The organism is Pseudomonas sp. TH31, assembly GCF_016650815.1.
Classification (GTDB): Bacteria; Pseudomonadota; Gammaproteobacteria; order Pseudomonadales; family Pseudomonadaceae; genus Aquipseudomonas.
Window position 1 is genome coordinate 63,368 of sequence record NZ_JAEKEZ010000016.1, and the last position, 22,075, is coordinate 85,442.

Genomic DNA, 22,075 nt, shown 5'->3' on the forward strand with positions numbered 1-22,075 from the left:
GCTGGGGTGATCCTCTGGGCGGCGGGTTAGCGAGGGTAGAACACTCGCAGCCGATGGTCATCGGGGTCAAGCGCGACGAAGGTGCGGCCGAAATCGAGTTCGGTGGGCGGTTGCAGGATGCTCAGACCGAGGCTGGACCATTTGGCGAAAATCCCGTCGACCTCTTCTGCAGACGCCACCGCAAATGCTAACTCGATGCCGCCGCCGGTCATCCCCACCGCCGGCTCAGCGGTGTGCCGCGACCAGAGCCCCAGCTTGTAGCCGCCATCAAGCACAAACAACGCGAAGGTCGGGGATTCTTCCACGGGTTTGAGGTCCAGCAGAAACTCGTAAAACCGTGCACTGACGGCGGGATTTTCGACGAACAGCAACAGATAGCGAGGCGTGATCATGGGACGGCTCCGTTGTAGGTCGCTCAAGCATAGAAGGGAGCACTGTCAGTTTCTGTCAGTAGCGTGAGCGTTTGCGGTTTGAGGGAGGGGCACGTCGGCCAAACGGTGCTGGCACAATTGTCGGGCGGGGCTATCGTTGCCTGACCGCGTTCTGCCTATCAATGAGGGCTTCGTCATGAACACCAGCGATTTGCTCGAACAACTGCTGCGGGCCGGCCAAGGCTCGACGGCGCAACAGGGCGGCGCTTCGTCGTCCCAGGGAGGCCTGGATGGTCTCGGTGGATTGCTCGGCGGCCTGCTGGGCGGTGGCGCCGGTTCCAGTGCTGGCGGTGGCGGGTTGGGTGGCTTGCTCGGCGGTTTGCTGGGCGGTGGCTCAGCGTTGGGTGGCTCGACCCAGAGCCGCTCTTCGGGCGGCACCAACTACGCGGCGCTGGCGTCCCTCGGGATGATGGCGTTCCAGGCCTATCAAACCTGGCAGCGCAGCCAGGCCTCAGCACCGCAACAGGCGCCGCGCACGGTCGACCTGTTGTCCGGCCCGGAAGTCGAGGAGCACAGCCACGCGGTGCTGCGCGCGTTGATCGCTGCCGCGAAGGCTGATGGCCGGATCGACGACAAGGAGAAACAGATGATCAGCGCCGAAATCGGCCGCCACACCGATGACCCGCAACTGCAGCAATGGCTCGACGCCGAAGTCGCCCGTCCGCTGGACGCCGCCGATGTGGCGCAATCGGCCACCGATCCGGCCATCGCTGCGGAAATGTACCTGGCCAGCGTGATGGTGGTGGACGATCAGCAAGACGCCGAGCGCAATTATCTGGATGAACTGGCGGCGGCGCTGAAGATTGATCCGCAGTTGCAGGTGCATCTGGAACAGCAGGCCAAGGGTGGCGCGGCTTAACAAGAATCCTCACTTGTGCACCGATTGATTCAACGGACGCACCCAATCCCTGTAGGAGCTGCCGCAGGCGCGATCTTTGATCTTGCTGTTCGGTGGCTTCCACATCGAAAAGAGCAAGATCAAAAGATCGCCGCCTTCGGCAGCTCCTACGGTGGGCGTGTTTTACCGGATAAACGCCTGCAAATCGGCCGTCAGCTTGTTGATCGCCGCTTTGAAGTCATTGACGGTGATTTTCTGGCTGGTATTGCTCAACTGCTCGCCAAACACCTTGCGCACCACTTTGACCACGACCTGGTTGTTGCTCGCGTCCACCAACTCGGCTTCAAGAAACAGCGTGGTGTCCTGAGTACGATGGCCCGAGGCCGCACTCACCCCGCCAACCACCGCGGCAACCGGCACTACTTCATACCATTGCATACCTTCGTTAGACGCGGTTACACCGGTGATCGCCGCCCGCAGGACAAGCGTTTTGGAGCCTGGCGGTGCTGCCTTGGCACTGCTCACAATGCGGTATTTCTGGCCGAGTACGCCCCTGGCGTTGCTGGTCATGTAGTTCTGCAATTCTTGCAGCGTCCGAAGGTCGACCCGATCGTTGGGTTTTGGCGTCGGATACAGTTCCAGCTTCATGAATGCCACGGTGTCGTAGGCGTTGGGGTTCCACGACGGGCTGACCCAGCGCATGGCCTTCTCGCCGCTGGTGGTGGTCACTTCCTGTAGGTTGTTGTAGTTGGGCAGGAAGCCCGAATACTGCTCCCGCTCGGTGACTTTCGAGGTGCAACCGCCCAGCAACAGGCTGGCCAGTGCGGCGCCGATGAATATTTTTCGGGACAAGTTCATAGTGCTGTGTGCTCCGTGGGGTGATGTCGTTATTTTTCGATAACGGTAGTTCAAAAACGCCAGGTCATGTTCCCGGTCACAACTTGAATCCAGGCATTGTCGAACTGACCGGACGTTCGAATGCCCGGCGTCGACTTGTATGAAGGATGAATCGGCGTTGCCTGCGTGAAATTATTGCTGTAGTTTTTCATGAAATTATAAAAACATAATTTCATGGAACTTCCTGTGTTTCAGCAATCCAAGCGACATGTCGCCAGCTATTACGCCCACAGTTGCGCCAATCTGCTGAACGCGCGGCCCGCGCTGGTGGGGGATCAAGACACTGACGTTGTGATCGTTGGCGCGGGTTTCAGTGGCCTGCACACCGCATTGCGTCTGGCTTTGGCCGGCAAGCGCGTAACGCTGTTGGACGCCAGCCGCGTGGCGTGGGCGGCCTCCGGACGTAACGGCGGACAGGCCATTCTTGGCTGGTCGTGTGACATGCCGCCACTGGAAGCTGCGCTAGGGTATGAACGCGCAAGGCGACTGTGGGACGGTATGCGCTGGGCCGCGCAGGAGTTGCGCGAATTGCCCGGGCGCCATGGTTTCGACTGCGATTATCGCGCCGGGCATCTCTGGACCTCGGTCATGCCCCGTCGGGTCAGCCTGTTGACCGAATGGCAACACGAGGCCTCTCACAAATGGGGCCACGATGGTTTGCAGTTCATCAGTCGTGAGCAGTTGCCTGAATGGGTGGCCAGCGAGCGTTATCAGGCCGGCCTTTACGACCCTGAGGGTGCGCACCTCAATCCGCTGAAACTCGCACTTGGCCTGGCGTCCGCTGTCGAGCGAGCGGGCGGCCGTATTCATGAACAAAGCAAAGCGTTGAGCTACCGAGAGGAGGGCGGGCGATTTCTGCTGAACACCGAGCGTGGGTCAATCCGGGCGGATGTGCTGGTGCTGGCCTGTAATGCGTATCTGGATCGACTCGACCCCCAACTCGCCAGTTGTGTTCTGCCAGTCGGTACCTACCAGGTGGCCACTGCGCCCCTGGCGCCGGAACAAGCGAGCGCGCTACTGCCGAGCAATGTCTGCGTCACCGACAACCAGTTCGTCCTCGACTATTTCCGGCGCACGCCAGATAACCGACTGCTGTTCGGTGGTGGCTGCACCTATCTGGGCGGCATGCCCAGGGACATTGCCGGGGCGACGCGACCTTTTCTGGAACGGGTCTTCCCGCAGCTCAAAGGTGTCGAGCTGGAGTTTGCCTGGGGCGGGCATATCGACCTGACCCTCAACCGCACCCCTGACATTGGCCGGCAGGGCGACCGCTACTGGCTGCAGGGTTATTCCGGGCATGGCGTGCTGCCGACACTGGCCGCTGCCCGCGCCGTGGCCGATGCCATTCTCGGCCGGCCGGATGAATTGGCGTTGTATCAAGGGCTGAGCAATCGCAGTTTTCCCGGCGGTAAATACCTGGCAGCACCGCTGGAAGCCATCGGCAAGGCCTGGTACCGGCTGCGCGACAGCATCTGATGGACCATTTTCGGGAATCCCTGGCATGAACAAGCAAGAAGAAATTGCCGCACTCGCGATCCTTATTCACGACCTGCGCAAACACAAGAAATACACCTTGAAGGACCTGGCTGACAAAATGGGTCGTTCGGTGGGTTTTGTGTCGCAGGTCGAGCGTGGCTTGTCACGGCCCACGGTCGCCGACTTGACGGCGATCAGCGAAACCCTGGGCGTGCCAACGACCTACTTCTACAGCTTGCCAAAACCCAAGGAATTGCCATGGGTCACCCGGCCAGACGAACGCCGCACGCTGTACTACGCCAACGGCATTACCGACATTCTGGTTTCACCGAAGATGAGAGCCTCGTTTTCCATGCTTGAAAGTCATCTCGAAGCGGGTGCCAGCAGTGGTGAGCGGCACTTGAGTGACAGCTCGGAACAGGGCGGTTACGTGCTCGAAGGCGAACTGACGCTGTGGCTTGGCGATGATGACGAGCCAGCCACTTTGCAGGCCGGGGACAGTTTTCAATTCGATAGTCACACCCGTTGCCGCTACGGCAATCTCACCGAGCATCTCACGCGAGTGCTTTGGGTCTACACCTGATAACAATAAAAGGAACAACAACGATGGATGCTGCCTGCTCTGATCTGCTGGCCGAAGTGCGTGCCTTTCGCCAACGCTTCCCCGAGGTGCGTTACGTCGACCTCATTTCCCTGGACATTCCAGGGCATTTTTATGGCAAGCGCTACCCCGTGGAAATGCTGGAAAAGGTCGCCGCCGGCAGCGCGCTCAAGCTGCCGCAAAACTGCGTGCTGCTGGGCGCGCAGGGTGGCTTGTTCAAGATCGGCGACTACTGCTTCAACGACGGCGACCCAGACGCATTGCGTCGGCTGGTACCTGGCACACTCAAACCGGTGACCTGGGAAGCGCAGCCACTGGGCCAGATGCTGATCACCTCGGATGGCACCGAGAAGCCGATTGTTTTCGAGCCACGCGAAGTGCTCGCGCAAGTCCTTGATCGGCTGGCGGGTAAAGGCATTCATCCGGTGGTGGCGTTCGAGCTGGAGTTCTACCTGTTCGACAAACAACTGCGCGACGGCTTGCCGCAATTTCCTCGGGATGGGTTGACGGAAGATGCCGATGACCAGCCAAACATGCACATTGAAAGACTGTCGCGCTTTGCCCCCGTACTCGATGAAATGGTCGAAGCCGCACGGATTCAGGGCATCGATACCACGGTCATCACCGCTGAACTGGGGCCTGGTCAGTTTGAGATCAATTTCGGTCACCTTGCTGACGGGCTGCGTGCCGCTGACTGGGCGGCGCTGTTTTGCCGCAGCACCCGAGGCGTTGCCCTCAAGCACGGTTACCGTGCCAGTTTCATGGCCAAGCCTTACCTGCAGCATCCGGGCAGCGGCATGCATGTGCATGTGAGTCTCTACGACGCGGCCGGTAACAACGTGTTGGCCGCCAACCGCCAACAATCATTGCGTCATGCCGTGGCCGGTTGCCTGGAGTTGCTGCCTCACTGCATGCCGATTTTCGCGCCGAACCAGAACGCTCTGCGGCGTCTGGGCGGCACGGTGAACGTCGCGACGAAAGCGAGCTGGGGTTACGAGAACCGCGATGCGTGCCTGCGCATTCCCGAGTCCGATTCGAAAAACCTGAGGATCGAACACCGTCTGGCCGGCGCCGATGCGAATCCGTACCTGGTGCTGGCGGCAATTCTGGTGGGGTTGGAGCGCGGGCTGGATGCGGGGCTGGAGCCGATCCCGTCGCTGAATGACGAGCGCAACAGCGGCATCGACTTTCCGCTGGAAATGCTCGACGCCGTGCGCGCCATGCAGCATCAGCCGCAGCTGCGCGAAGGCTTGGGAGCCGAGTTTGTCGATGTTTTCTGCGAGAACAAACGCCAGGATCACCTGGCGTTCCTGCAAGAAATCAGTGCCCGCGAATACCGCTGGTACCTTTAAAACCTGAGTCGACATCCTCGTGGGAGCGAGCCTGCTCGCGATGGCGGTGTGTCAGGCAACATCAATGGTGACAATGACGGCCTCATCGCGAGCAGGCTCGCTCCCACAGGTTTTGTGCACCTTCAATGGCGCTTAGTGCTTGCCCGTCGCCGCCAACAGCGGGGCCATTTGCTCATCGGTCAGCGCTGCGTGGACTTGCATGCTCATGTGATGCGCGGCTGAAACTACTCAGGCATCGCGCAGCAAGTCGTTGGCGTTGAGCAGCTCGTAGGCGATCTGCGGGCGCTTTTCCAGGCTGCGACGAATGGCGGCTGGAATCGCCGCGCGGGTCTTGCGGCACAGACCCGGCAGTTCCTCGATCTGAATGCCGATGCCGCGCATGGTTCGCACTTCGTTGAAGCTCGGCAGCAGTTCCACGCGAATGCCCAAGCGCTCGTACATCAGCTGCTGCACGTGTTCAAGGTCGGTCAGGCTTTGCAGGTTTTCCAGGCGCTCAAGCAGGCGTTTCTCATCCTGACGGGTCAGAAACAGGATGCGCACGTCCGCACCGGGAGTTTCCAGTAACGGGTCACGCCCGCAAATGCAGGCACCGGGTGGGCAGGGTGAACGGATCGGGGTCGAGGTCGTCATGGGCTCAATCATAGTGGCCCGTGATCGGTTTTGCCCATAGCGTGCGAGCGCGGACCAAGGGCAGGCATTTATACCAGCCTGCCCCTGATACTCACGCGAGTGAACACCGGTGTTTAGTGAGGCGCTGGCCCTTCGTATTGAACGAGGATCGCATTGGCCAGGTCTTCGTCGGTGGCGTTGAGGCCAGGGTTGTCCTGGCGGATCTGATGCAACACCGCTTCCATGTAGACCCCACGAATAGCGCCGTCACTGGCAACAAACGCAGAGACGTCATCCCGGGCCGGAATCACCATTTTGTGATCCTTGAAGGTCGAATACAGCGAAGCGGAAACCCCTGCCGAGGTCGCAACATCCTTGCCGCTTACGGCCAGGGCTGACCCGATGGGCAGGCACAATATCAGAGAAGTAATGAGTAGCATGCGGCGCATGGCGTCGTCCTCCAACAGCGTAAAGCGAAAAGGAAGTAACACATTACTTAGGAGGTGCGGCGGGGCTCAGGAGTTCAATTGATGCGCACAAACCTTGTAGAAGGGAATCAGTCATAAGTGCAGCCGATCACCGGTTGAAGGCGGCGTTGAAGGTTAATCAAGTGCCTTCAACGGGCCGGATCGTGATGGGGCAAATCCATCGCTATCAACGCAAAGGCCCGCTGCTGAATGTCGAATACCAGTACGACGCTGCCAGCAGGCAGGGCAATGTGATTGCCAACTATCGGCTGAAACCGGGCAGTGAACGCTGGACAGCGCCAGCTACAAAATGAAGGGACCAAGGTGACGTTCAGTCAGCTGGATGTGGCGCATACCAAGCCCTGAACGGGGTTGCCTGTGCGGGCCTTATCGCGAGCAAGCTCGCACACCGTGAATCTGTGGTGTTCACAAATCCCCAGTGGGAGCGAGCCTGCTCGCGATGACTTAAGTCCAGACACCCATTACGTCAGTCAGATACGGAAAGCCTGGCGCCCCACCAACAACCATTTCCCATGCTGTTTCTGCCAGATCTGCAGGTTCTCGATCTCGGTCGGCACCACTTCAGTGCCGTTGAGCGCCTGGGCCGAGAAGTGGTTGCGCACCAGCGCTGTATCACCCGACAGGGTAATGGTCTGGTTCTGCATCTCTAACGTCTTGAACGCGCTTTTGCCGGTTTCGATATCGGCAATAAAGGCTTTCTTGTCCTGGATTTTACCGCTGGAATGGCCGTAGCTCAGGTTGGCCGCCGTCAGCGCTTCCAGGCCGGGAATGTCCTTGTGCAGCATGGCTTGGGTCAAATGGTCCACCGCTTGCGCCACGTCCTTGTCCGCGGCAGCCGGGGCGGCGGCGACGTAGCCGCTGAAGAGGCAGAGAAAACCGATCAGTACCTTGGTTTTTGTCATGGGTGTTTCCTTGTTGTGGGTGGTCTCGACTGACTAATTTGTCAGTCGTCGTACAACTTAGCAGGTAATTCAGGGAGAAGTCAGCAAGCGATTCTGGCGTTCATCGCCATTGGTCGGGCGCGAGGAACGGCCCTTCAATTAGGCACTTCCAAGGGAAAACGACCCGCGGGAACTCGACCATGAATGATCAAGCAAAGCAGCAAGCCCTGGCTGCCTGGTACCAATTGCTGAGACAGCCCGAGATCCGCATGGACAGCGAAGAGCACTACGACGAACTGCTGAAGGCTGCCGATGAACTGGAGCGCAAGGGGCTCATCTCCGGCTCGGAGTGGCGAGTGCTGCTGCGCGAGGCGGGCGCCGTCTTTGCCAATTCGATAGCGGGCCTGGGAGGTGGGAGCTAGACCGTGTCCCGAGCGGTTTATGTCGGCAGCGCAGGCTGCGATCTTTTGACCTTGATCTTCGGCGGCTTCTGAAAGGGCCAAAGATCAAAAGATCGTCCGAATGCGGCCCAAACCTTCGGCAGCTCCTACGTCGACCGTGTGCAACCGTGATTCGGGTGTATCACTTGTCCGGCACGATTTTCCTGTCACGTTTTGCAAAAAAACGCCGATAAACCCCAGATCCGATACAGACCACCCAGTCCGGAACAGACGCGCGGGTTTGCCGTGTCGTGATATTCTGCGTGCCAACTTGCTTTGACCTATTCAGTTAGTGCGCCCTTGCGGCGTGCCAACAGGATCAATGTCGCTCAAGTAGCTGAAGCCAATAATGATAAAAAGTCAGTTCAGTAGGGACATATAAACTGAGGTCGATGGAACCGTCGGCCTTGTGTGCCCACCCTCCAATCCTGATGTGCGGGAACCCGCGACATGCTGCCTGTGTGCCGTGAACCAGGGGCCTTTTGCGTTGGGATGGAAGGGCGGATGGCGTTTTATCATAGGTGCAACACATGCTTAAAAAACTGAACACGGCCCTATTGGGGCTGGCTTTGTCGATGGGGATCACGTCCGTTCACGCGGAAGAGGCAAAGAAAGTCGATGTGCTGCTTATTGGCGGCGGCATCATGAGCGCAACCCTGGGCGTGTGGCTCAATGAGTTGCAACCGGACTGGTCGATGGAAATGGTCGAGCGCCTCGACGGCGTCGCCCTGGAAAGCTCCAACGGCTGGAACAACGCCGGTACCGGTCACTCCGCCCTGGCAGAGCTGAACTACACCCCGGAAGACGAGAACGGTAAAGTCCAGATCCCGAAAGCCGTTGAAATCAACGAAGCCTTCCAGATCTCCCGTCAGTTCTGGTCGTGGCAGGTTCAGCAAGGCGTTCTGAAGAACCCGCATTCGTTCATCAACTCCACTCCGCACATGAGCTTCGTGTGGGGCGATGACAACATCAAGTTCCTGAAAAAACGCTACGAAGCCCTGCAAGCGAGCCCGCTGTTCGCCGGCATGCAGTACTCCGAAGACCCGGCGGTGATCAAGAAGTGGGTTCCGCTGATGATGGAAGGGCGTGACCCGAACCAGAAAATCGCGGCCACCTGGACCCCGATCGGCACCGACGTCAACTTTGGCGAAATCACCCGCCAGTTCGTTGCGCACCTGCAAACCACGCCCAAGTTCGACTTGAAACTGTCCAGCGAAGTACAGGACATCACCAAGAACGCCGACGGCACCTGGCGCGTCAGCTACAAGAACCTGAAAGACGGCACCACCACCGAAACCGACGCCAAGTTCCTGTTCATCGGCGCGGGCGGCGGTGCCCTGCACCTGCTGCAGAAGTCAGGCATTCCTGAAGCCAAGGAATACGCAGGCTTCCCGGTTGGCGGCTCGTTCCTGGTGACCGACAACCCGACCATCGCCGAGCAACACCTGGCCAAGGCCTACGGCAAAGCCTCCGTTGGCGCACCGCCAATGTCGGTTCCGCACCTGGACACCCGTGTCCTGGACGGCAAGCGCGTCATCCTGTTTGGCCCATTCGCGACCTTCAGCACCAAGTTCCTCAAAGAAGGCTCGTACCTGGACCTGCTGACCAGCACCACCACCCACAACATCTGGCCGATGACCAAAGTCGGCATCAAGGAATACCCACTGGTTGAGTACCTTGCCGGCCAACTCATGCTGTCCGACGAAGACCGCATGAACGCCCTGAAAGAATACTTCCCGAACGCCAAAGCCGAAGACTGGCGCCTGTGGCAAGCCGGCCAACGCGTGCAAATCATCAAACGTGATGAAGCGGCCGGTGGCGTGCTGAAGCTGGGTACTGAAATTGTTACTTCCGCCGACGGCACCATCGCCGGTCTGCTGGGCGCCTCCCCAGGCGCATCGACCGCTGCACCGATCATGCTGACCGTGCTGCAAAAGGTCTTCAAGGATCAGGTTGCAACCCCGGCCTGGCAGGAAAAGCTGCACCAGATCGTGCCGAGCTATGGCACACAGTTGAACGGCAACCCTGCCAAAGTGGCTGAAGAGTGGGCTTATACCGCCAAGGTATTGCAGCTGACTCCACCGCCGGTGATCCCGCAAGTCGGGGCTCCGGTTGCTGCTCCAGCTCCGGCTGACGCTGCGAAGGCTGTTAAGCCTAATGCTGCAAGTGATATGGCTCTGTAACTAGAAGCCTTATTTGAAAAAGCCCACTGAACCGGCGACGGTCAGTGGGCTTTTTTGTGATTGAAATTCAGAGGGTTTCCACGACGCGCTAATGGACCTGTCTTTGTGGCTAGGGAGCTAGCTCCCGCTGGGCTGCGAAGCAGCCCCATAGCAATCTCACTCGTCGCTATACATCAACTCCAAACTCTCAATCCATTCATCGCTAGCGTCGAACCGCGCGTAATACGCCTGCTTCTCCAACCCGCTCAACCGAGTAAAGAACGGAAGGAAGTAGTGATCGTTGTAATACCCCTGAGCCCCCTGCATGTTGCCTCCCCACCAAGAAGCCTTGTAACCCTCAAACGCAATCCACGGCGCCGGAACAGCCCATCCCGAATCCTGAACGGTACCCAGAAAATCGACGCTATTTGTCACCATCCGAATTGTCGTGGCGTTGAACTCGGAACCGGAGTTGAAGTAGATCAAGTGCTCGCTTTTACGGACGTTTGAATAGCGCTTTACGGGATGGTTATTGAATGGTTTTTCATCGGCGAAACTGAAATTCGATTCGACCAGTGCCGCGAATTGATCAGCGTCTTCCGGTGTGATCAGAAAAGTAGCGTAATAGGCGCGAACACCGACATCCTCCAACGGCACCACTGGCGGATAGTCGGCGAAGGGACGAGCGGGGCCTGATAACGGCGGAGTAAAAACCGACTTCAAATCTGGAAGGGAGTAACCGACGACTTGCTCTTGAGGGCTGCGTCTAATGAGGCTTTTGAGTCGACTGAAAATGCTCATTTCCTGTCCTTCATCCTTGAGATGTCCAATCAGTTTCCCCCATTTTAAGCGTCGACAGGAAAACCTGATGCTCTGCAATGCACGCATCGGGGTAGGGCTGCGAGTCCTCCGGGAACTCGGATCGATACGTTCCGAAATCCAGGAAATCGTAGTAGATCTGCATCGCTTCAACAGTAAGCGGGCAGGCATCAGACCCTGGCCTGCGAAATACGCACAGACGATCACGGCCCGGGCAGTCCCTGCACAACCGCTTCGATTAACCGCATCAGCCCTTTGGCCAACGGGAAAACCAAACCGCTGACGTTAGTCGTCTTCGTATCATCACAGGCACAGACGACGGGTCAGATCATTCAGAAGCCATCGGCCTGCTTTCCCTAGAGAGCGATTTTGCATGTGCGCTGCGTAGATCGTAAGTGTGTCGGGAGTGCGCTGAAGTTCGGCGGTTAACTCAAGCGGCAGGAGGCGTCCTGAAGCCAAGTGATCCGCAATCAGATGCTCTGGCATTCGGCACCAACCGAACCCGGCGAGCAAAAATCCAGCCGCCGTGCCAAATCTACAAACCGCCACTGGTGACTGCCCGTCACCCCATAGCTAGGGCCGTCGGGAGAAACCGGATCGGAAAGTAGCAGTTGCACATAAGGCTTGAGGTCTGCACTTGTTGCCCGACGGCCTAACATCGCCAGGGGATGCCCGCTGGCGACTACTGGCCGCAAGTCGACGCTGAGCAGCGGCAGTGCGGTGATATCGTCGGGCACTGTCGGAATCAATGTGCACAGCGCCAGTGCCGCATCGCCGTTGCGCAATCGGCGCTCTGCGCCGCCCAGGCCTTCTGTAGAAAAACTCACTGCCAGATGCGGAAACGCCTCGCGCAGAGCGCGCAGGCTTTCGATGAGCGGTGCGCTAGGGACTAAAGGGTCTATGGCGAGCGCCAACTCCGGCTCAACCCCTGCTGCCGTACTGGCGGCCATTGCTTCAAACTGGGCAGCGCTTGCCAGCACTGCGCGCGCTTGAACCACGAGCACTCTACCAACCTCAGTGAGCGTTGGACGATGGCCGCTCCGATCAAACAGCTTCACACCTTGAACTGACTCAAGTGTGGCAATCGACTGGCTAATGGCAGATTGAGCACGCCGCAGGTGACGTCCGGTTGCCGAGAAACTGCCTGTATCAGCAATGGTTACAAGGATCCGCAACTGATCCAAGCTGAGATTTCCGATCATGACCCATCACTTAAACAGATGGACTTAATCATATTTACATCACTCCTGCTTAGAGATCGCATTGGGTAGAGTGTGTCGCACATCGCCTAAAGCGACAACGCAAAACCTACCGCCGCGTCACCGCGCAGGAGTTACATCCATGTCCAGGCTTCTCAGCATTGAAACCAGCTCACGTGGGGATGCTTCGATCTCCCGGCAGCTCACTCGCCGATTTGTCGCCGCGTGGGAAGCTGCACACCCCAGGGGCGCCGTCAAAATACGGGATCTAACGGACACTCCGCTTACGTTCGTGACGGCCCCCTGGTTACAGGCTTACTTCACCCCGCAAACCCAACATTCGCCTGAAATGAAAGCCGTGTTGCAGCTATCCGATGAGCTTGCGGCCGAGTTGCTGGAAACCGATCACGTGGTTATTTCAACGCCGGTCTACAACTATAACGTCCCTGCGGCGCTCAAGGCGTGGGTGGATCACGTGGTTCGTAAAGGCCTGACCCTGGGCTTTGATGGTAAAGGGCTGGTGACCGGTAAAAAGGCAACGGTGCTGCTCGCCTCGGGAGGTGTATACACCAACGACTCGCCGATTAGAGACCGTGACATAGCGACCCACTATTTGAAACTGATCCTCAACGTCCTGGGTATCACTGATGTCACCTTTATTGCGGCCGGCGGCGCTAAAGCTGTAGATCTCGGAGAAATCGGCATGCACGATTTTCTGGATACATTTGATCATCAAATTCAAAAGTCGCTGGTTTAGACGGCACTTCTCCTGGCCCATACGATTCCACAGCGCCAGCCGTGCAAAGACCACCACAGGACGCGCCGCCAGCAGGCAGCCCCGCCTGACAGAAGTGTTCCCAGTGAGGCGGGTAGGGTGCCACCTTGTGCATCCGTTTCGCGGCCACCCAGCACCGCAAACTCGCCATACTGGCTAATCGCATCGGTGGGAATGGCTCCGCCGGGACTGGCGTAGCTGATCGTCCCGTCGGGCAGTGTGCAGGGTTTTGTAAAATCGTCTAGAAAACCCATACGCATTCACTGCCAGGCTCGTTCAAGCCTCTGGCAGCATCGCCGGTCGGGCCGAAGGAGATACAGGAGGGGTTTTGCTGGCCATTTTCGTCAGGGGAAAACCAGATTTCGTGGCAGTAGCGGTTGTGCATGGGGAGCGCTATTTCGGTGAGGATGAGGGTTTGTGACTGTAAAAATAAGTCTGTCCCGTCTCGGTCCCAAGGTGGAGTGGGCCCGGTTTGGTTTGCAGATCGGGTAATTGTAAGTATGTGGTACTTGGCGAGTCGATTCTAATTTCGTAGATGACCCAACGGGCTGATTTGGGACGAATTCTGCCCTCCATGAGAGGCCGGAATCGGCTGTGGATTCAACCGGTCACGACAGGCAGAAAACGGCCGATTCTGTTGAAAAAGTCGCTCAGGCCTGTCTACCCATCGACCGGTGAAAAGGCCTTTTTTCACGCTGCTACGCAAAATCTGAGTCCTGAGTCTTCTGCGCAAAGCACGGATTTCAATCTCAGACGCGTACTTATTTGCCGTGGAAACCGCAGCCGACTGTTTTCAACAGAATCGGCCAAAAGGGGCCCTTCAGATGTGTCTACAAACCCAGGTCGATTCAGTGAGTGGGAAATTGCATGCCAGATGACCTGCCATTTGCATCGGTCGTGACCACGTGTGGTCAGCAAAGGCAATGGCGTGATACCGGCAGGCCTGAAGCTGTTCGCCATTCGAGTAACCGGCATCGTTAGTCACGTTGAGTTGTGGCTGCTGTAACTCATCTTTGGCAGCTTTCGCCATCGACTCAAACTGCTGCCGGTCTGCACTGTCCCGAGTCACCTCCTGGCTGAACGCTACACCGCACGCAGGTGTATGCCTGTCACGAAATGAAAAGCCATTGTCGTCTGATGAGAAGCGTCTCATCGACCTGCGACCTACAGTCCAATCAGCGCAATTCGACGCAGCACGCCAAATTTATAGATTGGAGAAATATACGCATGGCCAAAGCCGTACGCTTCTACGAAACCGGTGGTCCCGAAGTCCTTCGCTATGAAGACGTCGAGGTAGGTGAACCTGGCCTGGGTCAGGTTCGCCTTCGTCATGTGGCGGTCGGCCTGAATTATGCTGACACCTACTTTCGCAATGGTACTTATCCGATCCCGCTGGCTAACGGCATGGGGGTCGAAGCCTCCGGTATGGTGCAGGCGGTCGGCGAGGGCGTGACTAACGTTGTGGTGGGTGATCGCGTCACCTACACCGGCTTTCTCAACACCCTGGGTGCCTACAGCACCGAGCGACTGATCTCGGCCGAGCCACTGATCAAGCTGCCGGAAACCATCAGTTTCGAGACCGCCGCGGCCATGACCATGCGCGGCCTGACGTCTTCGTACCTGATGCGTCGCATCTACAATTTCAAGGCGGGCGACAGCATTCTGCTGCATGCCGCTGCCGGTGGCGTCGGCCTGATCGTCTCGCAGTGGGCCAAGCTGCTGGGCCTGACGGTCATCGGCACTGTGTCCACCGAGGCTAAAGGCGAGATCGCCCGGGCTCATGGCTGCGACCACGTCATCAACTACAGCCACGAAGACGTCGCCAAGCGCGTTCGCGAGCTGACGGACGGAGTCGGTGTCAATGTGGTGTTCGACAGTGTCGGGAAGAATACTTTCATGGGCTCCCTGGATTCGCTCAAGCGCCGCGGCCTGATGGTGTGCGTGGGGACCGCATCCGGCCCGATCCCGGCGTTCGACCCGGTACTGCTGGCGATGAAAGGCTCGCTGTTCCTGACCCGTCCTGCCCTGGCCGACTACATCGCCGACCCTGTGGAGAAAGCGGCCCTGGCCGGCGAGTTGTTCGATCACGTCGGTAGCGGTCGAATCAAGATCGAGATCAATCAGCACTATGCGTTGCAGGATGCCGTGCAGGCCCATCGTGACCTGGAGTCACGCAAGACCACCGGCTCGTCGATTTTCATCATTTAAGGGAGCCGCTTGCCGTGAGAGTCGAACAACTGACCTGCAACATCGGCGCGGAACTGATCGGCGTCAATCTCGCCGACGCCATCCATGACGATGGTCTGTTTGCCGAGATTCGTGTCCAGCTGCTCAAGCACCGCGTGGTGTTCCTGCGCGACCAGGACATCAGCCGTGCCGAGCACGTGGCCTTCGCCCGACGATTCGGCGAGCTGGAGGGGCATCCGGTGGCCGGCAGCGACCCGGATCATCCGGGGTTGGTGCGTATCTACAAACGTCCGGACCAGCCGGCGGACCGCTACGAGAACGCCTGGCACACCGACGCCACTTGGCGCGAAGCTCCGCCGATGGGTTGTGTACTGCGCTGCGTGGAGTGCCCGTCGGTGGGCGGCGATACCATGTGGGCGAACATGGTGCAGGCCTACGCGCAGCTGCCTGATGACGTGAAGGTGAAGATCGCCGACCTGCGCGCCCGTCACAGCATCGAAGCGAGCTTCGGCGCGGCCATGCCGATCGAAAAACGCCTGGCGCTCAAGGCGCAGTTTCCGGATGCCGAGCATCCGGTGGTGCGCACTCATCCGGAAACCGCTGAAAAGGTGCTGTTCGTCAATGCCTTCACCACGCACTTCAGTAATTTCCATACCCCCGAACGGGTGCGCTTCGGCCAGGACGCGAACCCTGGTGCATCGGAGCTGCTGCGCTACCTGATCAGCCAGGCGTACATCCCCGAGTATCAAGTGCGCTGGCGTTGGAAGCCCAACAGCATCGCCATTTGGGACAATCGCAGTACCCAGCACTACGCCGTCATGGATTACCCGCCCTGCCATCGCAAGATGGAACGCGCCGGCATCATGGGCGACAAGACTTACTGATCCACTGCTTGTGAACTCTCACATGTGTCCGCCCGGCATAGCCCGCCGCGTGGGTAACAAAAATAACAGGAGCCACTCATGCAATTCTTCGACGATTCCCTGCACCCGGAAAACATGGAAAAGGTGGTGATCACCGTCGCCCCGTACGGCCCTGAATGGATGCCGGAAGACTTCCCCGAAGACATTCCGCTGACCATGGACGAACAGGTACAAAAGGCTGTCGACTGCTACGAAGCCGGTGCGACTGTATTGCACCTGCACGTGCGCGAACTGGATGGTAAAGGCTCCAAGCGCCTGTCCAAGTTCAACGAGCTGATCGCCGGTGTGCGTGAAGCCGTGCCGGATATGATCATCCAGGTCGGCGGCTCGATTTCCTTCGCCCCCGAAAGCGATGGCGAAGCCGCCAAGTGGCTGTCTGACGATACTCGCCACATGCTGGCTGAGCTGACGCCGAAGCCGGATCAGGTCACGGTGGCCATCAACACCGTCCAGATGAATATCATGGAGCTGCTGTATCCGGAGTATCTGGAAGGCACGTCCCTGGCAAACCCGGCCTATCAGGCTGCCTACAGCGAGATGACTGTACCGGCCGGCCCGGCCTGGGTCGCGGAGCACCTCAAGCGCTTGATGGCCAATGGCGTCCAGCCACACTTCCAGCTGACCGGTATGCATGCCCTGGAAACCCTCGAGCGCCTGGTGCGCAAGGGCATCTACATGGGCCCGCTGAACCTGACCTGGATCGGCATCGGCGGCGGCTTCGACGGCCCTAATCCGTTCAACTTTTTCAATTTCATCCACCGTGCGCCGGATGGCAGTACCGTGACCGCCGAGTCGTTGCTCAAGAACGTGCTGCCGTTCAACACCATGGCACTGGCCATGGGCATGCACCCACGCGTCGGCATCGAAGACACGATCATCGATCAGAAAGGCAACCGCTTCAGCTCCGTGCAGCAGATCGAGCAGACCGTACGTATTGCGCATGAGTTGGGTCGTGAAATTGCTTCGGGCAAGGAAGCGCGCGCGATCTATCGCATCGGTGCGCAGTATCAAAGCATTGAGGAAACCCTGTTGGCCAATGGCATGTCGCCAAACCGCAAGCCTGGTCAGAAAGGCGTTCCACAACGCGGCTGACCGGTAGCGGGGCGGGTGGCCGATAGCTTCTCGCCCCGCTGCATTGGAACAAGATTCAGATGCACGACAACAATAATAAATAAAAGCAGAGTTCCAAGGAGGCAGTATGGCCTTTCACACCTGCGCAGCAGACGATGACGAGCCTGGCTCTGTCGGTGTTGCGCGCAAATACGCCTGGATCGTCTTCGCGCTGACGTTCGGCCTGTTGATTTCTGACTACATGTCGCGACAAGTGCTTAACGCCGTGTTCCCGATGCTCAAGAGTGAGTGGGCGCTGAGTGACAGCCAGCTTGGCCTGCTCAGTGGCATCGTCGCCTTGATGGTGGGCCTCTTGACGTTTCCCCTGTCACTGCTGGCTGACCGCTTCGGTCGGGTCAGAAGCCTGGCGCTGATGGCGCTGATGTGGAGTCTGGCCACGCTGGGCTGCGCGATTGCGCAGGACTACCAGCAAATGTTCATTGCCCGCTTCATGGTGGGCGTCGGCGAGGCCGCCTATGGCAGCGTCGGTATCGCAGTGGTGATTTCCGTATTCCCCAAGCACCTGCGTGCCACGCTTTCCAGTGCCTTTATGGCCGGCGGCATGTTCGGCTCGGTATTGGGCATGGCCTTTGGCGGCGTGATTGCCACCCGGTTGGGCTGGCGTTGGTCCTTCGCCGGCATGGCGCTGTTCGGCCTGTTGCTGGCGGTGCTTTACCCGATCATCGTCAAGGAAGCGCGCATCGCTCCATATCGCGCCGCCATGGCCGCGAACAAAGCCGCTACGGCGGTCAAGCGTCCGTTGCGCACGTTGTTTTCCAGTCGTTCGGTGATCGGTGCCTATGTCGGCAGCGGCTTGCAGCTGTTCGTTGGCGGCACCGTGATCGTGTGGATGCCGAGCTATCTCAATCGTTACTACGACATGGGGGCGGACAAGGCGGGTGGTGTCGCGGCGATCATTGTGCTGTGCAGCGGTGCAGGAATGATTCTGTGCGGCATGCTGAGCGATCGCCTGTGCCACCAATCGCCGGAACGCAAGATCGCCCTGGCCATCGCTTATTGCCTGGGCAGCTGCTTGCTGTTGTCGCTGGCGTTCGCCATGCCGGCCGGGCCTGGCCAACTGGCGCTGATCTGCCTGGGCATGCTGATCGCTGCCGGCACCACGGGGCCTGCCGGGGCGATGGTTGCCAACCTGACCCACTATTCGGTCCACGGCACGGCCTTCGCCACGCTGACCCTGGCCAACAACATGCTGGGTCTGGCCCCGGGGCCATTCATCACCGGCAAGGTGTCCGATCTGATCGGCCTGCATGCCGCTTTCCAGTTTGTTCCGCTGGTCAGCATTGCCGCAGCGGCCGTGTTCTTTTATGCCAAGTGTCATTACCACAACGACATTGCTCGGCTTAAGGGCGAGCACGTCGATGACAGCGTCAGCAAAAACGTAGTGTTTGAGGTGAAGTCGTGAGTCGTAGTTTACGTATCGATGTGTACTTTGATTTTATCTGCCCCTGGTGCCTGATCGGCAAGCGCCAGATGGAGCACGCGTTGACCCGGTTGCACGCGGATCAGCCGGATGTCGGGGTAGAGGTGTTCTGGCATGGCGTGCAGTTGCTGCCTCACCTGCCCGCACAGGGGGAGCCGTTCGCCGAGTTTTATCTGAATCGCCTGGGCAGTGTCGAGACGGTGCGCATGCGTCAGGTTCAAGTACGGCAGGCCGCAGCCATAGCCGGCCTGAACATCGACCTGACTCGCATCGACAGGATGCCCAACACTGCCGACGCCCATCGTCTGCTGGAACGTGCCGCCAAGCTTGGTGGTGCGGTGCAGTGCGACCTCCTGCTCGATCGCCTGTTTGCGGCTTACTTCCATAACGGCGAGGACCTGGGTTGCCGTGACACCTTGATCACCATCGCCGAGTCGTGCGGCTTCGACCGCGCTGACGTGGCTGATTGTCTACAGGGCAACGCCAGTCCCTATGTCGGTTGCGTAAAGGCCGCCAGCAGCGTGCCCTATTTCCAGTTCAACCGTCGTCTGGCGATGGCAGGGGCACAGCCAGCCGAAGTGCTGTTCGGCGCCATGTGTGAAGCGCTGCAGCAGAGCGATTCCGAGCGCCAGCCATCATGAGTCTGCGTATTCCTGTGCCTGCCGGCAAACACCCGCAGGCCGGTGGCCGCGCGCTGTTCGAATTCGATGGCAGAAGCCTGGCGTTGTTCAACGTAGAAGGGCAGCTCTATGCCATCGACGACAGCTGCCCGCACCAGGGCGCCTCGCTGTGTGGCGGGCGCCTCGATGGGCGGGTGATTCAATGCTGCGCCCATGGCCTGCGCTTCGACCTGAGCAGCGGCTACTTACTCAACTCAACCGCACTCAAAGTCGCCAACTACCCAGTCGAAGTAGTCGATGGCCACGCATTCATCGTTATCGTTTCCGAGGAGTCTGCGCCATGAGTGCCATCGCTATCAGTAGCATCCACAGCCGAGTGCGTGAATTAGCGCCAGGTTTTATCGTCAGCCTGATCGTCGCTGCTGCGGCGTCCTTCCTTTCAGAACACTATGGTGCGCCGGTCATGTTGTTCGCCTTGCTGCTCGGTATGGGGCTGAACTTCCTGGCAGGTGACGGCCCGTGCAAGGCCGGCATCGAATTCACCGCACGCACCGTGTTGCGCATCGGCGTGGCCCTGTTGGGCATGCGCATCACCCTCGAACAGATCGCCGCGCTGGGCTGGAAGCCTTTTGCGCTGGTGGTGATCCTGGTGGTGGTGACGATCAGTGTCTCGGTGGTGGCGGCCAAGGCGCTGGGCTTTCAGCGCTTGTTCGGTATGCTCACCGGTGGGGCTACTGCGATCTGTGGCGCTTCGGCGGCGATGGCGCTGGCGGCGGCGTTGCCCAATCATCCGCAGAAAGAGCGTGCCACGCTGTTCACCGTCATCGGGGTGTCGGCGCTGTCCACCACGGCGATGATCCTTTACCCGATGATTGCCAACTGGCTGGCGTTGTCGCCACAAGTGGCCGGGGTGTTCCTTGGCGGCACCATCCACGATGTCGCTCAGGTCGTCGGTGCCGGTTACAGCATGTCGACCGAGACCGGCGACATAGCCACCGTGGTCAAGCTGATGCGGGTCGCGATGCTGCTACCGGTGATCCTCTGCGCCACCATGATCACCCGTATGCAGGGCGCCGACACGGTGGGTAAGCGGCCGCCGCTGCTGCCCTGGTTCGCCGTTGGTTTCCTGATTCTTGCCTGCATCAACAGTACCGGGTGGGTTGCCCCGGCGGTGCAGGGCTCGGTCAACGAACTGTCGCGCTGGAGCCTGGTGGTTTCCATCAGTGCCTTGGGCATGAAGACTCAGCTCAAGGAGCTGGCCGCGGTCGGTATCAAGCCCATTTTGCTGATGGTGGGGGAGACGGTGTTTCTCGCCATCCTGGTGCTGCTGTTGCTGCACTGGGGGCTGTAAGCCTGACTGCAACTCTCTTGATGGCAGTGCAGCATTGCGTTAGCTCCTCGGCGCAATGAGGCTCTCGGTCGGTGTCACAAGCACCGGCTATTTCGCGGCGACTGTACCAGCAGTCGCCGTTTTTTTTGCCAATGTCCAACCGCGCGTCTTATGTGTCGTGTCGGCGGTTCGGTTGGCTCAGGATTCTTTGGGCCGGGAGGGCCGTGGTGTCAGCCAGGGCTTTTGAGGTGGTCTGCTTGTGTGCGCTGCGCCAGGCGGCAGGTGGCATTCCAAACTGGGTGATGAACCAGCGTGTAAAGGAACTCGCCATGGAGTAGCCAAGCATGTCGGCGATACGTCCCAGCGAGTAATTCGGGTTATCCATATAGCGCAGCACCAGATCGCGGCGGACGTCGTTTATCAGGTCGTTGAAGGCGCAGCCTTCCTCTTTCAAGCGACGCTGCAGGGTTCGCACGTTCATGCCCTGGGTCTGGGCAATCTGCTCGATGGTGGCGCGTCCCATGGGCAGTAGCAGGTAGATGGCCTTGCGTACCTCGAACAGGATCGACGGCCCTTCCTTGTTCTGCAGCGAGTCGAGGTAGCTCTGGGCATAGCGCGCCATGGCCGGGTCAGCATGTGGATTGGTCATGTCCAGATTGGCATCGGGACAGACAATGCCATTGAATTCGCTGCCGAACTCCAGCTTGCACCCGAACAGGCGGCGATGCAGTTGCAGGTTGTCGGGGGCTGGTGGGTGAAGTTGACGCTGTAGGGGTGCCAGCTCGCCCCGAGCAGGGCCGCGCACAAACGGAACATCACACCGATGGCCAGTTCGTTGGCCTGTCGGCCGTGCATCGGCGAGTCGGTGACCACCTCCTCGCGAATGATCACCATCTTGCCCGCTTCTTCAATGAAGATTGCCAGCGAATCGTTCATCAGATGGCGGTAATGCACCAGCACCTGCAACGCATCACGCAACGTACGTTGGTGGGTGAGCAGCAGGCTGACCACACCGAAGTCCGAGAGCTGGCGTGACTCGGCCATGCTCAGGCCGAAGCTCTGGCAACCGCTGGCGATGGCCGACTCCTCCAGCAGACGGACTGCCGAATCGATCGGAATTCGGTGCTCGGGGGTTTGCAGCACAGCCTTGCTCAGGCCGACGCGGGCCAACACGTCGTGCGGGTTGAACCCGAGGTACTGGCTCACCTCCAGGTAGTTGGTCAAGACGGCGGCGCGAACGAGCTTTGTCATGCAGAGGTCTTTCCTGGAGTGATTCCGATGGAAATGAGCGCGACCGACTATATCCAGCCAGTCATGAAATGAAAAGTTTTAGACGTGAACGGTTTGGTTCACGAACTCCGCTCTCCAGTACTTTCAAGCGCCTTGGCCAAGGCTGATCCGCGAGGCTGCGCAGGCTGGCGATCTGGAGACACGGTTCATTCGCTGCATTTGCGGGGTGAACGTTTCGACGCAAGAGGGAGACAGGGGAAATCTCA

The 22,075-nt window shown here is 59.1% G+C and carries 23 protein-coding genes and 1 pseudogene; 15 read left to right on the forward strand and 9 right to left on the reverse strand.

Annotated features, from left to right (window positions below):
- Nucleotides 1-26: 26 nt before the first annotated feature.
- Complete coding sequence (locus tag JFV26_RS14120; RefSeq protein WP_201193248.1) at nucleotides 27-392, reverse strand: VOC family protein; 366 nt, start codon at nucleotides 390-392, stop codon at nucleotides 27-29.
- 175 nt (nucleotides 393-567) lie between these two features.
- On the opposite strand from JFV26_RS14120, the gene JFV26_RS14125 reads away from it, so the two are divergent.
- A complete protein-coding gene (locus JFV26_RS14125; RefSeq protein ID WP_201193250.1) occupies nucleotides 568-1,290 on the forward strand; it encodes a tellurite resistance TerB family protein in 723 nt (240 codons plus the stop codon).
- Nucleotides 1,291-1,452: 162 nt separating this feature from the next.
- Here JFV26_RS14125 and JFV26_RS14130 read toward each other — a convergent pair whose 3' ends face one another.
- Complete coding sequence (locus JFV26_RS14130; protein ID WP_201193252.1) at nucleotides 1,453-2,127, reverse strand: DUF3313 domain-containing protein; 675 nt, start codon at nucleotides 2,125-2,127, stop codon at nucleotides 1,453-1,455.
- A gap of 225 nt (nucleotides 2,128-2,352) precedes the next feature.
- Here JFV26_RS14130 and JFV26_RS14135 point away from each other — a divergent pair, with 225 nt between their 5' ends.
- Genes JFV26_RS14135 through JFV26_RS14145 form a run of 3 tightly spaced genes read left to right on the forward strand, consistent with a single transcriptional unit; the run spans nucleotide 2,353 to nucleotide 5,595 of the window.
- Nucleotides 2,353-3,642 (forward strand): FAD-dependent oxidoreductase, encoded by a 1,290-nt coding sequence (locus JFV26_RS14135; RefSeq protein WP_201193254.1) that lies wholly within the window; start codon nucleotides 2,353-2,355, stop codon nucleotides 3,640-3,642.
- Nucleotides 3,643-3,667: 25 nt separating this feature from the next.
- Nucleotides 3,668-4,225 (forward strand): helix-turn-helix domain-containing protein, encoded by a 558-nt coding sequence (locus tag JFV26_RS14140; protein ID WP_201193256.1) that lies wholly within the window; start codon nucleotides 3,668-3,670, stop codon nucleotides 4,223-4,225.
- Nucleotides 4,226-4,248: 23 nt separating this feature from the next.
- Nucleotides 4,249-5,595 (forward strand): glutamine synthetase family protein, encoded by a 1,347-nt coding sequence (locus JFV26_RS14145; protein ID WP_201193258.1) that lies wholly within the window; start codon nucleotides 4,249-4,251, stop codon nucleotides 5,593-5,595.
- 228 nt (nucleotides 5,596-5,823) lie between these two features.
- On the opposite strand, the gene JFV26_RS14150 is transcribed toward JFV26_RS14145, so the two are convergent.
- Complete coding sequence (locus JFV26_RS14150) at nucleotides 5,824-6,225, reverse strand: hypothetical protein (protein WP_201193259.1); 402 nt, start codon at nucleotides 6,223-6,225, stop codon at nucleotides 5,824-5,826.
- A gap of 113 nt (nucleotides 6,226-6,338) precedes the next feature.
- On the reverse strand, nucleotides 6,339-6,653 hold the full coding sequence (locus JFV26_RS14155) for a DUF2388 domain-containing protein (protein WP_201193261.1): 315 nt from the start codon (nucleotides 6,651-6,653) through the stop codon (nucleotides 6,339-6,341).
- Between the two features lie 113 nt (nucleotides 6,654-6,766).
- Here JFV26_RS14155 and JFV26_RS14160 point away from each other — a divergent pair, with 113 nt between their 5' ends.
- Nucleotides 6,767-6,985, forward strand: coding sequence for a polysaccharide lyase family 7 protein (locus tag JFV26_RS14160; RefSeq protein WP_342215455.1), 219 nt, complete (start codon nucleotides 6,767-6,769; stop codon nucleotides 6,983-6,985).
- Nucleotides 6,986-7,162: 177 nt separating this feature from the next.
- Here the strand turns inward: JFV26_RS14160 and JFV26_RS14165 are convergent, their stop codons facing one another.
- Complete coding sequence (locus tag JFV26_RS14165; RefSeq protein WP_201193265.1) at nucleotides 7,163-7,594, reverse strand: nuclear transport factor 2 family protein; 432 nt, start codon at nucleotides 7,592-7,594, stop codon at nucleotides 7,163-7,165.
- Nucleotides 7,595-7,773: 179 nt separating this feature from the next.
- Between JFV26_RS14165 and JFV26_RS14170 the strand changes: the two genes are divergently transcribed.
- Nucleotides 7,774-7,995 carry a hypothetical protein gene (locus JFV26_RS14170; RefSeq protein ID WP_201193267.1) on the forward strand — a complete coding sequence of 74 codons (222 nt, stop codon included), beginning with the start codon at nucleotides 7,774-7,776 and terminating at the stop codon, nucleotides 7,993-7,995.
- Between the two features lie 548 nt (nucleotides 7,996-8,543).
- Nucleotides 8,544-10,196 (forward strand): malate dehydrogenase (quinone), encoded by a 1,653-nt coding sequence (mqo, locus tag JFV26_RS14175; RefSeq protein WP_201193269.1) that lies wholly within the window; start codon nucleotides 8,544-8,546, stop codon nucleotides 10,194-10,196.
- A gap of 156 nt (nucleotides 10,197-10,352) precedes the next feature.
- Here mqo and JFV26_RS14180 read toward each other — a convergent pair whose 3' ends face one another.
- From JFV26_RS14180 to JFV26_RS14190, 3 genes are all read right to left on the reverse strand, one after another.
- Entirely contained in the window at nucleotides 10,353-10,976 is a 624-nt protein-coding gene (locus JFV26_RS14180) for a hypothetical protein (protein WP_201193271.1), read from the reverse strand.
- Between the two features lie 321 nt (nucleotides 10,977-11,297).
- The gene (locus JFV26_RS34870) at nucleotides 11,298-11,480 is read right to left on the reverse strand and encodes a hypothetical protein (protein WP_446739926.1); all 183 of its coding nucleotides are present in this window, start codon (nucleotides 11,478-11,480) and stop codon (nucleotides 11,298-11,300) included.
- On the reverse strand, nucleotides 11,465-12,196 hold the full coding sequence (locus JFV26_RS14190) for a LysR family transcriptional regulator (RefSeq protein WP_201193275.1): 732 nt from the start codon (nucleotides 12,194-12,196) through the stop codon (nucleotides 11,465-11,467). Before JFV26_RS14190 ends, JFV26_RS34870 begins: the two co-directional genes overlap by 16 nt.
- A gap of 139 nt (nucleotides 12,197-12,335) precedes the next feature.
- Between JFV26_RS14190 and JFV26_RS14195 the strand changes: the two genes are divergently transcribed.
- The 8 genes from JFV26_RS14195 (at nucleotide 12,336) to JFV26_RS14230 (ending at nucleotide 20,600) form a co-directional block, all read left to right on the forward strand.
- Nucleotides 12,336-12,950 carry an FMN-dependent NADH-azoreductase gene (locus JFV26_RS14195; RefSeq protein ID WP_242487825.1) on the forward strand — a complete coding sequence of 205 codons (615 nt, stop codon included), beginning with the start codon at nucleotides 12,336-12,338 and terminating at the stop codon, nucleotides 12,948-12,950.
- 1,245 nt (nucleotides 12,951-14,195) lie between these two features.
- Nucleotides 14,196-15,176: a quinone oxidoreductase family protein gene (locus JFV26_RS14200; protein ID WP_201193277.1), complete on the forward strand. Its 981-nt coding sequence runs from the start codon at nucleotides 14,196-14,198 to the stop codon at nucleotides 15,174-15,176.
- Between the two features lie 14 nt (nucleotides 15,177-15,190).
- Nucleotides 15,191-16,039 carry a TauD/TfdA family dioxygenase gene (locus JFV26_RS14205; RefSeq protein ID WP_201193279.1) on the forward strand — a complete coding sequence of 283 codons (849 nt, stop codon included), beginning with the start codon at nucleotides 15,191-15,193 and terminating at the stop codon, nucleotides 16,037-16,039.
- Between the two features lie 78 nt (nucleotides 16,040-16,117).
- Nucleotides 16,118-17,170 (forward strand): 3-keto-5-aminohexanoate cleavage protein, encoded by a 1,053-nt coding sequence (locus JFV26_RS14210; protein WP_201193281.1) that lies wholly within the window; start codon nucleotides 16,118-16,120, stop codon nucleotides 17,168-17,170.
- Between the two features lie 106 nt (nucleotides 17,171-17,276).
- Nucleotides 17,277-18,611, forward strand: coding sequence for an MFS transporter (locus tag JFV26_RS14215; RefSeq protein WP_201193283.1), 1,335 nt, complete (start codon nucleotides 17,277-17,279; stop codon nucleotides 18,609-18,611).
- Complete coding sequence (locus JFV26_RS14220) at nucleotides 18,608-19,270, forward strand: DsbA family protein (RefSeq protein ID WP_201193285.1); 663 nt, start codon at nucleotides 18,608-18,610, stop codon at nucleotides 19,268-19,270. The genes JFV26_RS14215 and JFV26_RS14220 overlap by 4 nt, the downstream gene beginning before the upstream one ends.
- Nucleotides 19,267-19,593: a Rieske (2Fe-2S) protein gene (locus tag JFV26_RS14225; RefSeq protein ID WP_201193287.1), complete on the forward strand. Its 327-nt coding sequence runs from the start codon at nucleotides 19,267-19,269 to the stop codon at nucleotides 19,591-19,593. The genes JFV26_RS14220 and JFV26_RS14225 overlap by 4 nt, the downstream gene beginning before the upstream one ends.
- Nucleotides 19,590-20,600: a YeiH family protein gene (locus JFV26_RS14230; RefSeq protein WP_201193289.1), complete on the forward strand. Its 1,011-nt coding sequence runs from the start codon at nucleotides 19,590-19,592 to the stop codon at nucleotides 20,598-20,600. Before JFV26_RS14225 ends, JFV26_RS14230 begins: the two co-directional genes overlap by 4 nt.
- A 148-nt stretch (nucleotides 20,601-20,748) precedes the next feature.
- Here the strand turns inward: JFV26_RS14230 and JFV26_RS14235 are convergent.
- A pseudogene (locus JFV26_RS14235) lies at nucleotides 20,749-21,830 on the reverse strand (AraC family transcriptional regulator).
- Nucleotides 21,831-22,075: the final 245 nt, after the last annotated feature.